14 protein-coding genes, 1 tRNA gene and 1 pseudogene are annotated in these 12,443 nt (G+C 61.7%); 5 read left to right on the plus strand and 11 right to left on the minus strand.

Annotation, left to right across the window (positions count from 1 at the left end):
• Positions 1-36 precede the first annotated feature (36 nt).
• The 11 genes from QM694_RS01535 to gph form a co-directional block, all read right to left on the minus strand.
• Positions 37-759 (minus strand): hypothetical protein, encoded by a 723-nt coding sequence (locus QM694_RS01535; RefSeq protein ID WP_415005187.1) that lies wholly within the window; start codon positions 757-759, stop codon positions 37-39.
• 5 nt (positions 760-764) lie between these two features.
• Positions 765-980 carry a transcriptional coactivator p15/PC4 family protein gene (locus QM694_RS01540; protein WP_415005188.1) on the minus strand — a complete coding sequence of 72 codons (216 nt, stop codon included), beginning with the start codon at positions 978-980 and terminating at the stop codon, positions 765-767.
• Positions 980-1,282: a hypothetical protein gene (locus QM694_RS01545; protein WP_415005189.1), complete on the minus strand. Its 303-nt coding sequence runs from the start codon at positions 1,280-1,282 to the stop codon at positions 980-982. Before QM694_RS01545 ends, QM694_RS01540 begins: the two co-directional genes overlap by 1 nt.
• Positions 1,272-1,463 carry a hypothetical protein gene (locus QM694_RS01550; RefSeq protein ID WP_415005190.1) on the minus strand — a complete coding sequence of 64 codons (192 nt, stop codon included), beginning with the start codon at positions 1,461-1,463 and terminating at the stop codon, positions 1,272-1,274. The genes QM694_RS01545 and QM694_RS01550 overlap by 11 nt, the downstream gene beginning before the upstream one ends.
• Positions 1,464-1,468: 5 nt before the next feature.
• A complete protein-coding gene (locus QM694_RS01555) occupies positions 1,469-1,660 on the minus strand; it encodes a DNA-binding protein (RefSeq protein ID WP_415005191.1) in 192 nt (63 codons plus the stop codon).
• Positions 1,661-1,782: 122 nt separating this feature from the next.
• Positions 1,783-2,382 carry a hypothetical protein gene (locus QM694_RS01560; RefSeq protein WP_415005192.1) on the minus strand — a complete coding sequence of 200 codons (600 nt, stop codon included), beginning with the start codon at positions 2,380-2,382 and terminating at the stop codon, positions 1,783-1,785.
• 100 nt (positions 2,383-2,482) lie between these two features.
• Positions 2,483-3,706 (minus strand): tyrosine-type recombinase/integrase, encoded by a 1,224-nt coding sequence (locus tag QM694_RS01565; RefSeq protein ID WP_415005193.1) that lies wholly within the window; start codon positions 3,704-3,706, stop codon positions 2,483-2,485.
• 206 nt (positions 3,707-3,912) lie between these two features.
• Positions 3,913-4,803, minus strand: a complete 891-nt coding sequence (locus QM694_RS01570) for a hypothetical protein (RefSeq protein WP_415005194.1) — start codon at positions 4,801-4,803, stop codon at positions 3,913-3,915.
• Positions 4,804-4,808: 5 nt separating this feature from the next.
• Positions 4,809-5,819 carry a hypothetical protein gene (locus tag QM694_RS01575; RefSeq protein ID WP_415005195.1) on the minus strand — a complete coding sequence of 337 codons (1,011 nt, stop codon included), beginning with the start codon at positions 5,817-5,819 and terminating at the stop codon, positions 4,809-4,811.
• Positions 5,820-6,094: 275 nt separating this feature from the next.
• Positions 6,095-6,170 (minus strand) — tRNA-Val (locus QM694_RS01580).
• 65 nt (positions 6,171-6,235) lie between these two features.
• On the minus strand, positions 6,236-6,910 hold the full coding sequence (gph, locus tag QM694_RS01585) for a phosphoglycolate phosphatase (protein ID WP_415005196.1): 675 nt from the start codon (positions 6,908-6,910) through the stop codon (positions 6,236-6,238).
• A gap of 80 nt (positions 6,911-6,990) precedes the next feature.
• Here gph and QM694_RS01590 point away from each other — a divergent pair, with 80 nt between their 5' ends.
• The 5 genes and pseudogenes from QM694_RS01590 (at position 6,991) to QM694_RS01610 (ending at position 11,839) form a co-directional block, all read left to right on the plus strand.
• On the plus strand, positions 6,991-8,466 hold the full coding sequence (locus QM694_RS01590) for an NAD-dependent succinate-semialdehyde dehydrogenase (protein WP_415005197.1): 1,476 nt from the start codon (positions 6,991-6,993) through the stop codon (positions 8,464-8,466).
• Positions 8,463-9,159: pseudogene (rpiA, locus tag QM694_RS01595) on the plus strand (ribose-5-phosphate isomerase RpiA). The gene QM694_RS01590 and the pseudogene rpiA overlap by 4 nt, the downstream one beginning before the upstream one ends.
• Positions 9,156-10,523: a glutathione-disulfide reductase gene (gor, locus tag QM694_RS01600; RefSeq protein WP_415005198.1), complete on the plus strand. Its 1,368-nt coding sequence runs from the start codon at positions 9,156-9,158 to the stop codon at positions 10,521-10,523. Before rpiA ends, gor begins: the two are co-directional and overlap by 4 nt.
• Before the next feature lie 51 nt (positions 10,524-10,574).
• Positions 10,575-11,084 carry a sigma-70 family RNA polymerase sigma factor gene (locus QM694_RS01605; RefSeq protein WP_415005199.1) on the plus strand — a complete coding sequence of 170 codons (510 nt, stop codon included), beginning with the start codon at positions 10,575-10,577 and terminating at the stop codon, positions 11,082-11,084.
• On the plus strand, positions 11,081-11,839 hold the full coding sequence (locus QM694_RS01610) for an anti-sigma factor family protein (protein WP_415005200.1): 759 nt from the start codon (positions 11,081-11,083) through the stop codon (positions 11,837-11,839). The genes QM694_RS01605 and QM694_RS01610 overlap by 4 nt, the downstream gene beginning before the upstream one ends.
• The last annotated feature ends 604 nt before the right edge of the window (positions 11,840-12,443 follow it).

Raw genomic sequence — 12,443 nt, forward strand, 5'->3', positions numbered from 1 at the left:
GATAAGCAGGGCTTAAACAATTCGCCCAAATGCGGTTCAACGCTTGACTGCGCGAGCCAGAAATGGCGTTTGAAGTCGTGAAGGGATGCTGTTGCCGCCATCCGCAGGACGCCCGCTTGCTACGGCGCCTTGGGGGGCGCGCTTCGCGGGCTTCTGTGCTGGCTTCGGAGTGAGTGGCGTCACCCTGTCTGCCGTACCTCCCATGGTAGAATATAAAGGTGGCGCACTGGTGCAACCGTCAGCCCCTTCCAAATGGCCCTCACGGTTGCATGGGTGCAACTGTAATGACGGAAGCGACGTCGTTTTTGGGCCACGGTTGCGTGGGTGCAACTGTACGGTTGCGCTGGTGCAACCGTGTTCTGAACTTGCTGCCTCCCATTTCAGAAACTCTTTCGATGCCAGAGCGCCGGACTTGTCACACCGATAGGCGGTAAGCCTGTACTCGGCGGCATGCCGATCCTTGATGTTGAAGCCGCCTTGACGGGCGAGAGCCAAGAAGCCCCGCTCGATCAATTCGGCGATGGCGCGCGAGGCCGTTGCCTTGTTGACGCCCAATCGTTCGCCCATGACGCGGGCGCTGGCGATCAGCAATCCATTGTTGCCGCCGTCATAGAGGCAGGCCATTTCGATGTAGGCGGCACGCGCCGTCATCGGCAGTGAGCGCCACGCCGCCGATTTCAAGAGATAACGCTCAATTGCTATAAAGCTGGACAGGGTGTTGCCACCCCGTCCTGTCTTGTTGTGTCGGCGGCGCGCCATCGCTCTCAGCCCCCTTCGCTTTCGAGCTGCTGCAGCGCGGCGATCAGTTCCGGCAACTTCTCCGCCTTGACGGCTAGTCCCTGCTTGCCGGGCTTCATCGTGCCGTCATCGTCGGCGCGATACCACGTCCGCACGTTGACCAACTCGTGACCGCGATAGGACTCACGGCTGATCCTGACTTCTTCGCGGCTGTTCTTCTGAATAATGAAGGTTTGCGCCATCAAGCGGCCTCCTTCACATCAGACGTTTCCAGCACCTCGACCTGTGACCGCAGAACGTAGCGCGCGTGCGTGCCGGCAAAGGCCCCGCCATGCTTTTCGTCTATGGTTTCGATGTCGAGGCCATGTGCGCGCTTCAATTTGAAAACGTAGTGGCTCCAGCGCGGGCCGGGATTGTCGATGGGCGTGCAACCGCGCTCACCCATGCGGAGTAGTTCCAGCAGCGCCCAGGCATCGCGGCCCGTCGCCGTGAAGGTGCCGCCATCAGCGAGACGGCGGCCTGTGACTGTGAGCCTAGCGGCCATCGCGCACCTCCAGAAGCGATACGGTTGACCAGCGATCCACCGTCCAGCCCACGACAAGCGGGGCACGATGGCGTTGCGCAGTTACGGGAGCGGTGGTAAGGGAGGGTGTTCCGCCAAGAACATTCTTCCCGCCCCGCGCGCCGGTCTCAATGCCGACGCCGGGGCGTTTGATTTTCTTCATGTTGGTTACGCGGCCTCCTTTGCAGAAGGCAGGCTGTTGAGCCAGGCTTCCAGATCATCTGACATGATCAGGGTCTTGCGCCCCAGCTTTTTCGCACGCAGCGCGCCTACGGCAATCGCTTCATGCAGAGTCGTCAATCCGCAACAGGCCATGTGGGCTGCCTCTGTGCGGGAGTAAGCAAGCGGCTGTTTAGCCATTTCTTCCTCACAAATGGCCGGATTGCCCCGGCAAGCGCGTCAGCGTTCGTGCTAACACGTGAGGTTATGAGGCTCGCCTCAGGGCATTAAAATCCACCCTGGAATTATTATTCGAATAATAATTACGGTTTCAAATTCTTGTTCGGTTTGGCTGGCGAAGCCCCGGCGATCCAACGGCTCCAAAGTGCATCCTTGGCATCCGAGCTAAAGGATGAGGCTTTTTTCCCATTTTTCGTTGAGGGAGTGGTTGTGAGAGTTCTCTTGACGATATTATAGCGATTTTTGATCGCCGCTGGTGTGGTGTTTGACCACCGTTCTCCGCGATGGCTTTTCTTGAACTGTTTGCAAGCTTCGATGACTGTGCATTTCTGCCCCTTCACGATTTGGTCTATTTTTGTGACGAGCTCGACGTCAAGATCGAGGGAATTTTTGTGAGGCGCACCTCTGCGCTTTTTGTCGGCTCTTGCTCCAATTGCAAATCCCGGAACCCAGTCTCTAAGGACCGCGAGAAGGAGTTTGAAGTCTTTCATGGGATCGTCTCGCCGGATTTTGTAATGCGCGGCAAGCAGTTTGTGTTTGGCGTGAAGCTCTTCGAGTAGCGCCTGATCCACGCTTTGTCCCAGAATCAAACTTTTCATCTTGAGGCTGTCGGCGTCAATAGGGGCAAGCAATTCAGCCGGGTAACTTAGCGTTTTCCCAATAACATGCTTATGTTCAACCATCTTGCGCGCACCTTCGCTGCACCGTGAGTGGTGCGCCGGGCAACCTGCGGTGCAGCAGGTGTTCGGGGATCAGCCTAGCCCGGCGCGTCTTGCGATTTTTTCATGTTCTCCGGATTTGCACAACCTTGCCACCGGCCTTCGGCTCACAGAATGCCGCCCATGCGTCCATGAGCTTCCGGCGCTTCTCGAACTGGTCGCCGCGCCGGTAGGCGGCTTCGGCCTTGTCGCTGATGCTATGGGCAAGGGCATGCTCGCAGGTTTCGTGGGGGAACGAGGTCTGCTCCGATGCCCAATCGCGGAAGGTCGAGCGGAAGCCGTGCACCGTGATATCGTCCCGCTTCATGCGCCGGAGCTGCATCGTCATTGCCATGGCGGAGAGAGGCTTGCCCCGGCTGTTCCCCGGAAACAGGAATGAGGAATGCTTGTAGCGGGCGAGGCTCTTGAGAAGCTTCACGGCGCGATCCGTCAGGGGAACGCGGTGTTCATGGCCTGCTTTCATGCGCGTGGCTGGAATCGTCCAGATCGCCTTGTCCAGGTCGATCTCGCTCCAGTCGGCATTGAGAACCTCTCCCGACCGGCAGGCCGTGAGGATGGCAAGTTCGAGGGCCAAGGCTGCGCTTGATTTCCGGCTGCGCAGTTCGGCCATGAAGGCGACCATGTTGTCATAGGGCAGGGCTGCGTGGTGGCCCCGTGTGAGGCGCTGGCGGGCTGGGAGCAGGGTCTTGAGGTGGCCGCGCCATGCGGCAGGGTTCTCGCCTTCCCTGAAGCCACGGGCGCGGGCGGCGTCGAGGATGTTCTCAATGCGCCCCCGCAGCCGTGAGGCCGTTTCAGGCACCTTCGTCCAGACCGGCTGGAGCACCTTGAGCATCGCTTCGGTGTCGATCTGGTTGATGGGCTTGGACCTGATGGCGCTGCAATAGGCATCGCCCAGGGTCATTTCCCACTGCGCGATGTGCTTCTCGTTCCGGAACTTGGCCTTGTGGGTCTTGATGTAGTCGTCAGCGAAGGCCCCGAAGGTGGGGATGGTCTTGTCGGCCTTGGCGCGGGCGTCGCTGCCCATGACGGTGATCGGATCAGTTCCGGCGCTGACCAGTCTCCGTGCCTCTGCCGCCTTCTCGCGCGCGTCCTTGAGGCTGACGCCACCGGGGCCAGCACTTCCCAAGCCCAGCTCCCGGCGCTGGCTACCGAAGCGATAGAAGAACGTCCAGCGCCTGCCGCCGTTGGGCGAGATGGCGAGATAGAGGTTGCCGCCATCGGAATGACGGCCCGGCTCCTTCAGCGTTTCCACCTGCCGATGCGTGAGCTTGTGCAGCTTGCCTGCCATGGTGCCCTGAAATCCCGTTCTGCCCTACCACATGTCCTACCACGGAACGCGGCTCCAGACAAACGGCTGCGGACGCCCGCGGGCTTCTGCGAAGAATAGACCAATAAAACAGGCGATAACTGCGAGCCTCGGCGGGTGACGGCAAGCGCCAGCGGATGACAGTTCGGCGGACTCCGTCTCCGCCATGCATTCCTTGCCAGGCTGTTTTACATCCTCATTCCCACCGCTGGCGGAAAACGGCCGGGATCATCTCCGGATTGGGGAACAGCCGCATAGTGAAGATATGACTGGGTAAAACGCCCCCGGCCAGAGGTGGCCGCAGCGAGAAAATTACCGTAGCCGAACAGATTGGCCAGAGGTACTTGTGCCGTGATCACCGTGCCGCCCGGCGTGTCTTCGGCCCCTGTCACCACGCCTCTGCGGGTGTTCATATTCCCGATGATGTGGCCGATCGCTTCGGCAGGGGTGGTCACCGTCACGTTCATGACAGGTTCGAGCAGAATGGGAAAGGCGAGCGCCAGCGCCTCCTTGAACGCAGCGCGGGCGGCGATCTCGAATGTGGCCACGGATGAGTTTGTTTCGTGAAATGCGCCGTCCAGCAACACAACCCGGATATCGACGACGGGCATGCCCATGATCGGTCCTGCATGGAGGAGGGAACGCACGCCGCGTTCAACTCCAGCCACGTATGCTGATGGAATTGACTCTTTGGAAGCGTGGTTCTTGAAACTGAAACCTCCGTCCCGGCTGTTTGGCCCGGCCTCCAGAATCACGCGCGCAAACTGGCTGTCACCAAACTGCTGCCGTTTGTGCGTATAGTCAGCAGATGTCTTGCGTGTGATTGTTTCGCGATAGGCGGCTTCCGGCGCCCCGATATGAAGATCAATGCCGCGCGCGCCGAGCGATTTGATCACATCATCCAACTGCGCCTCATCATTGCCGCCGAGCACGATGGCTTCATCATCAGCCATCACGTAAGACAGCGAAGGATCAAGGGCCACCATGGAGTCAATCGCTCTCTGCAACTCAGGCAAGTTTGCACGGAGCTTTGGCGCGATGCGCATATGGATGAGGGCAGGCGAAGCGCTCCGCGTCATGCCGGCTAGTCTTCCAGCATCGCCGCCTGAGAGCGATTGTCAGCCTCAGCCAGCTCCTTCATGTGATTGAGTACGCGGAAGTGGATGTTGCGCACAATGTCTTCCGCCCACCAGTCGAAATACGGCGCGGGCCTTACGAAGATGCGATACCAACTCGTCGCGATGACTGTGGTCGTCCCGTCGGGATTTTCCTCCAGATAAAGCTGGCCCTTGTCCAGGCTGAAATGCCCGATGATCTCGGGGTGATTGGGCTGCGCCGTGACCTTGAACGTCATCACCTTGTTGGGAACGATCTCGGTGATCTGCTCGTCGAAGGCGATGCCGTTGGTAAAGCGGCATTGCCGCTCCGCGCCAATTGCGGCAGCACTGGCCGTCGATTGCACCGGCATGGGCAAGCCGATGCGCCAGAGCCAATAGTCAGGCGGATTGGTGTTGTCAGGATAGGAAACAATATAGCGCCAGACGCGGTCCGGCGGCGCGTTGATGGTCACCGCATCGCTGATCGCGTTGGAATAGCTGGGAGGCGATGCCTCGGTATCAATGACGACGGCCAGCACGGCCAGCGGAATCAGGACGGCGCGAAAGGTGCGCTGATTTCTGGAAATTGCGAAGGCCCTGCCGGTGGCCAGCCCCACGCCCATGATGCCGCCATAGAGGGGAAAGGCCATGATCAGGCAGATGACTCCTTCGCCCAGGAACAGCATGGCGAGAAGGTAATCAAGCAGCAGCATCAGCGCGCCGAGACCGCCACATGTTTTAAGAGGGTTTGGAAGGTTCCCCGCGATCAGCCCCGCGATGGCGCCCTGGATGAAAGGCAAGATCAAGAGCAGGCTGATGCCGAGTTGCGGTTCAAGAAGATGCCCGGAAAAAACGGAGATTCCCATGAACAGCTTGATCAATATGGCCGCGGCATAGGGAAGTGCCACAACCGCCGCGCCGCCAAACCCGCCCCAAAGCAGGGCGGCAAGATATCTTTTCCGCGATAGCGCGCCTTCCTTCGTATCGTCCGTCGGCATCGAATCAACGCCTCCTTCGGGACCGAACAATAGTCCGTTTCCCATGTTGGCATGGCGGAGGCAATTGGGCAGGTGTCACGCCTCACAGCGCCATTGCCGCCGGACTCGCGAAAGCAACACGGGCAGCAGATTTTCGTTTAGAAGAAATCTTCCAAGCCTGAACGGTTGTGCCAACTCAGTTTGGAAAGTAAGGCGTTTGCCGGCAAATCCCCGCGCGGGCTATGCTGCGCGCCGAATGCCGAAAAGGGGTAGAAATCCGGATGCAAATATCGAGATGGTGGGCGATACTGGACTCGAACCAGTGACCCCTGCGATGTGAACACAGTGCTCTACCAACTGAGCTAATCGCCCGCTTGAGGGTGAGCGGGGTATAGGCGGGGCGGGGGATTGAAGTCAAGGACGCGAAACGGCCCGCTTCACTCCTTCACAAACAGCGCCATCAGCGCGTCATAGCCCTCGTCATAATGCGCGATCATCCGGTCGGGGTTGTAGCTGGCGACGGGCTGTGGCGTGTAGCCAAAGGGAACGCCCAGCACCGGCACGCCGGCCGCGCGGGCGGTGAGGATATCGGTCTCGCTATCGCCCACCATCACCGCTTCAGGATCATCGAATCCGAGCCGCGTCACGGCCTCCCGGAACGGGCGGGGATCAGGCTTGGAAATGCCCAGCGTATCCGGCCCGATCACCGAACCAAAATAATGCGTCATATCCAGCGCCGCGAGAAGCTGGACGGAAAGTCCCTCAAGCTTGTTCGTGCACACGCCAAGCCGGATGCCCTCTGCCTTGAGACGGTCAAGCAGCGGCAGCAGGCCCGGAAACACCGTGCTGCCCTCGCAGATATGCCGGGAATAGAACGACACGAATTCATGATAGGAGGGCTCGACGTCGAAATTCTCCGGCAAGCCGCCCGTCGCGGCGAAACCCCGCGTAATCAGCGCCCGGGCACCATGGCCCACGAACACCCGCACTTCATCGAGCGAAATCGGCCGCCGCCTGTGGGCCGCCAGAACATGATTGGTGGCGCGCATCAGGTCGGGCGCGGTGTCCACCAGCGTCCCGTCCAGATCGAAAATCACCACGCGATCCGCCATGCAGCCTCCGCACATCTGGCCCGTTTGTTCCCTGAGCGCCGCCATGCTAAGAGCGCGCCCGACCGGACAGGAGACCGACCATGGATATCCGTAAGACCCAGCTACTGCGCGACATACTCAAGGACAAGTCGCTGCTCAAGGACAAATGCTATATCGACGGCAAGTGGGTGGGGGGCAAGGCCGCCATCGACGTGACGAACCCTGTCGATGAAAGCGTCATCGGCACGGTGCCGAAGTTGGGCGCCGCCGAAACGAAGCAGGCGATTGAAGCGGCGCAGCGGGCGCAGAAAGACTGGGCGAAGAAATCCGCCAAGGAGCGCGCCGGCATCCTGCGCAAATGGTTCAACCTCATGATGGAGAACCAGGAGGATCTGGCGCAGATCATGACGGCGGAGCAGGGCAAGCCGCTCGCCGAATCGCGCGGTGAAATCGGCTATGGCGCGTCCTTCGTGGAATTCTTCGCCGAGGAGGCGAAGCGCATCTATGGCGAGACCATTCCCTCGCCCTGGCCCGCGGCGCGCATGGTGGTCATCAAGCAGCCAGTGGGCGTGGTGGCGGCCATCACCCCGTGGAACTTCCCCAATGCGATGATCACCCGCAAGGCTGGCCCGGCGCTGGCGGCAGGCTGCGCCTTCGTGGTGAAGCCCGCCAATGAAACGCCTTTCTCGGCGCTGGCCCTGGGTGAACTGGCGGAGCGCGCGGGCATTCCAGCGGGCGTTTTCTCCGTCATCACCGGCGTGTCGCGCGAGATCGGCGCGGAGATGACTTCCAACCCGATCGTCCGTGCGCTGACCTTCACGGGATCGACCGAAGTGGGCCGCGTGCTGATGGCGCAATGCGCGCCCACCATCAAGAAGGTGGGGCTGGAGCTCGGCGGCAATGCCCCCTTCATCGTCTTCGATGACGCCGATCTCGATGCGGCGGTGCAGGGCGCCATGGCCTCCAAGTACCGGAACAACGGCCAGACCTGCGTCTGCGCCAACCGCATTCTCGTCCAGGAAGGCGTCTATGATGCCTTCGCGTCGAAGCTTGCAGAGGCGGTGAAGAAACTGAATGTCGGTGACGGCGCGCAGAACGGCGTCACCACCGGCCCGCTCATCAACAAGGCCGCTGTCGCCAAGGTGCAGGAGCATATTGATGACGCCGTGAAGAAGGGCGCCAGCATCGTGTTGGGCGGCAAGCCGATGGGCGGCAATTTCTTCGAGCCGACGCTGCTCCGCGATGTGACGGCGGCCATGGCCGTAGCGCGTGAGGAGACGTTTGGGCCGGTTGCGCCGCTCTTCAAGTTCAAGACCGAGGAGGAGGCCATTGAAATGGCCAACGCCACCGAGTTCGGCCTCGCCTGCTATTTCTATTCGCGTGACATCGGCCGCGTCTGGCGCGTGGCGGAAGGCCTCGAATACGGCATGGTCGGCATCAACGAGGGCATCATATCGACGGCGGAAGCGCCCTTCGGCGGCGTCAAGGAGAGCGGCCTTGGCCGCGAAGGCTCGCGCCATGGCATCGAGGAATATGTGGAAATGAAATACATGCTGATGGGCGGGCTGGCGAAGTGACATCCGAAGACCTCAAGAAAGCCGCCGCACTTGCGGCGCTGGACTATGTGAAGCCGGGCATGAAGGTGGGGCTGGGCACCGGCTCCACCTCAGCCCATTTCGTGACGGCGCTTGGCGCGAAGGTGAGGGCAGGGCTGGACGTTCTCTGCGTTCCCACTTCCGGCCAGACACACAAGCTGGCGGTCGAAAATGGCATCACCATCACCGATCTCGAAAAGCATCCCTTTCTCGATATCGCCGTCGACGGCGCGGACGAGTTTGACGGCAAGTTCCAGTTGATCAAGGGCGGCGGCGGCGCGCTGCTGCTGGAGAAGATCGTCGCCACCTCGGCGCGCTACATGATCGTCATCGCCGATGAGTTCGAAGCGTGTGGACACGCTGGGCAAGTTTCCGCTGGCCGTGGAAGTCATTCCCTTTGGCGTCGCGGCGACGGCGTGGAAGATCGAGCGCGCGCTCAAGATCTGCAATCTCACCGGCAAGCTGACGCTGCGCATGAAGGATGGTAAGCCGTTTCGCACCGACAGCGGCAACGCCATCATCGATGTGTCGATCGGCAGCATTCCCGATGCTTCGCGGCTGGATCCGCTGCTCAAGAGCGTTCCCGGCGTTGTCGATCATGGCCTGTTCATCGGCATCTGCGGGATCATCCTGATGGCCGGCAAGGACGGCGTGAAGACGTTCCGCAAGGCATGACAACCTACGACTACGATCTCTTCGTCATCGGCGCGGGTTCGGGCGGCGTACGCGCCGGGCGGATCGCCGCCAAACATGGCGCCAAAGTTGCGGTGGCCGAGGAATACCGCGTCGGCGGCACCTGCGTGATCAGGGGCTGCGTGCCGAAGAAACTGCTCGTCTACGCATCGAAATTCGCCGAGGATTTCGAGGATGCGGTGGGTTTCGGCTGGACGTCGGAGAAAGTCTCCTTCGACTGGGCCACGCTGATCGAAAACAAAGACAAAGAGATCGACCGGCTCAACAAGGCCTATATCCGCAACCTTGAAGGCGCGGGCGCTGAGCTGATCCTTGAACGCGCAGTGCTGGAAGATCGCCACACCGTGCGCCTCGCCTCGGGCCGTAAGGTGACGGCGAAATATATCCTGATCGCCACCGGCGCCACGCCGTTCGTGCCGCGCCATCTGCCCGGGCACCAGCTGGCGATCACCTCCAACGAGGCGTTCCATCTGGAAAAATTGCCGTCGCGCATCGTGATCGTCGGCGGCGGCTATATCGCGGTGGAATTTGCCGGCATTTTCTCCGGCCTCGGCGTCGAGACGGTGCTGCTCTATCGCGGCGAGCAGATTCTGCGCGGCTTTGATGACGATTTGCGCAATCATCTTGCCGCCGAGATGATCAAGAAAGGCGTTGAGCTCCGCACGGAGACCGATGTCACGCGCATTGACCGTTCGGGCGATGGCGTGCGGGTCACGCTTGAGGGCGGCGCTGCCTTTGGCGCCGGGCAGATCATGTTTGCTACCGGGCGCATCCCTAATGTTGCGGGGCTCGGCCTTGAAGCGGCGGGCGTAGAGCTCACGCCGCACCACGCGGTGAAGGTCGATGACTATTCCCGCTCCTCCGTCGACAATATTTATGCGGTGGGCGATGTGACCAACCGCGCCAACCTGACGCCGGTGGCGATCCGCGAAGGCCACGCCTTTGCCGACACAGTGTTTGGCGGCAGGCCCACCAAGGTGGATCACAGCCTGATTCCCACGGCTGTCTTTTCGCAGCCCGAGATCGGCACCGTGGGCCTGACCGAGGAGGAGGCGCGTCGGCAGGTGAAGGCGGTCGATATTTACAAGACGAGCTTCCGCCCGATGAAGAATACCGTCTCCGGCCGCGACGAGCGCACGCTGATGAAGCTGGTGGTGGATGGCGAGACAGACCGCGTTCTGGGCTGCCATATCTGTGGGCCGGATGCCGGGGAGATGGCGCAGCTTCTGGGCATTTCGCTCCGTCTCGGCGCCACCAAGGCGGATTTCGACGCCACCATGGCGGTGCACCCGACGGCGGCTGAGGAACTCGTCACGCTGCGCGACAAATGGCAGCCGGGCCGCTGAGGGAATAGGCGGCAGGCTCCGGGCGTAACGCTCGAAAGGCCTTGAAACCCCATGGATTTCCGCACCCAGCTTGCCGCTGAACTGCCTCACCTGCGCCGCTTTGCGCGTGCGCTGGCTGGAGATGCGGCGCTCGCTGATGATCTGGTGCAGGATTGCATCGAGCGCGCCATCGTGAAGGGCCACCTTTATGACCCGGCGCGCCCCTTGCGGGCCTGGCTCTACGCGGTGCTGCGCAATCTCTTCATCAGCGGGCTCAGGCACCAGAGCCGGTCCATGGTGGTGAAGACCGTGGACGATCTGGCCGATGGCGAAGGCGCCGTGGCGCCCGAGCAGGAGCACCGGCTCTCCGCCTCTCTGGTGGCGGAGGCGCTGGAACGCCTGCCCGCCCAGCACCGCGAGGTGATCGTGCTCGTGGGGCTTGAGGAGATGAGTTACCGCGACGCGGCGGAGATCATCGGCGTGCCGGTGGGCACCATCATGTCGCGGCTGGCGCGGGCGCGGAGCGCGCTCCGGCAAATCCTGGAGGACCGTGGGCATACCGTGCTCCGGCGTGTGAAATGAGCGAGCTGAAATCAATCGAAACATGGGCCTTGAGCGCCTATGTGGATGGCGAACTGGAAGCGGGCGAGCGCGATGCCGTGGAACGCCTGTTGCGCGACAATCCGGAAGCTCGCGCCACGGTGGAGGCTTACCGCCAGCAGAATGAGGCGCTGAAGCGCGCCTATGACGGCGTGCTGGACGAGCCGGTTCCGCCGGCGCTTGCAGCGGCTTTGGCCCAGCCCGCGCGGCGGATGGCCCGGACTTGGGTGTCGGCTGCGGCGGCTGTGGGATTGCTGGCCGTGGGCGGATTGGGCGGCTGGCTGGCGGCGGACCGTCAGGCCTCGCCCGCCGAGACATTTGCCGATGCGGCGCTGGCCGCGCATGAAATTTATGCCCCCGAGGTCAAGCATCCGGTTGAGGTGTGGGCCGATGACCGCGACCATCTGCAGGCCTGGCTCTCGAAGCGCGTGGGCGTGAATTTCGCCATCCCCGACCTTGAGGCCGAAGGTTACGCCCTGGTGGGCGGCAGGCTGCTGGCGGTGGATGACAAGCCTGCGGCGCAGATCATGTATGAGGACGCGAAGAAACAGCGCATCACGCTGCTGCTGACCGCCAACCCAGCCCACACCGAAACGGCGCTCCGGATCGAGCACAAAGGCCCGCTCATCTCCTGCTACTGGCTGGGCGACCGCCTCGCCTTCGCGCTGGCCGGCGAGATGGACGAAGCGCCGATGATGCAACTCGCCCGCAAGGTCTACGACACCTTCGAGAGCTAATGGCGGCCAAGCAGCATCATCGCCAGACGGCGACAGCGCGAAAGTGAACCTGTGCTGACGGCGGGCGGCCCCCGCGCCGGAGAGGGTGGAGGGGAATGCCGGAGCCGGGGCTCACGCAATCCGGGAGGAATGGGGAAATCGAGGGGCGCTTGCGCCCGGCTTTGCGGCGCGGGGGTGACCTTTGGCATGCAGCGCTTCGGCTCTGCTCGCCTGGAGCTGCCTAACGGCCTTGCGGCGCGGGGCTCATAGTGGCCCCGGGGCTGCACGATAAGGCCCGGGACCGGTGCTGCGTTACGGCACCGGGCGCGGGACCCGCGGGCTGTTTCGCGATACCGGGACGCTGTCGACATCGTCCCCTCCTTTGGAACAGCCCGAGAGGGATATGGTCATAGAATAGGAATAAAGTCAAGATATTTGTTTTTCTCCCTCTCCGCGAGAGCGAGACGGGGTGATTGCCATTTTTCCCGTCATTCTGGCGCACGCCAGAATCCCGCTTCAACCTTCGGCAAGCGGAACCCTGATTGTCATCCGGGTGACGGGAGAGCGTGGCAGTATGGCTGTATGCGGATGCTTGCAATAGCTCCGTCTTTCCCGCAAATCTTCC

This window comes from Aestuariivirga sp. (genome assembly GCF_047602625.1).
Classification (GTDB): domain Bacteria; phylum Pseudomonadota; class Alphaproteobacteria; order Rhizobiales; family Aestuariivirgaceae; genus Aestuariivirga.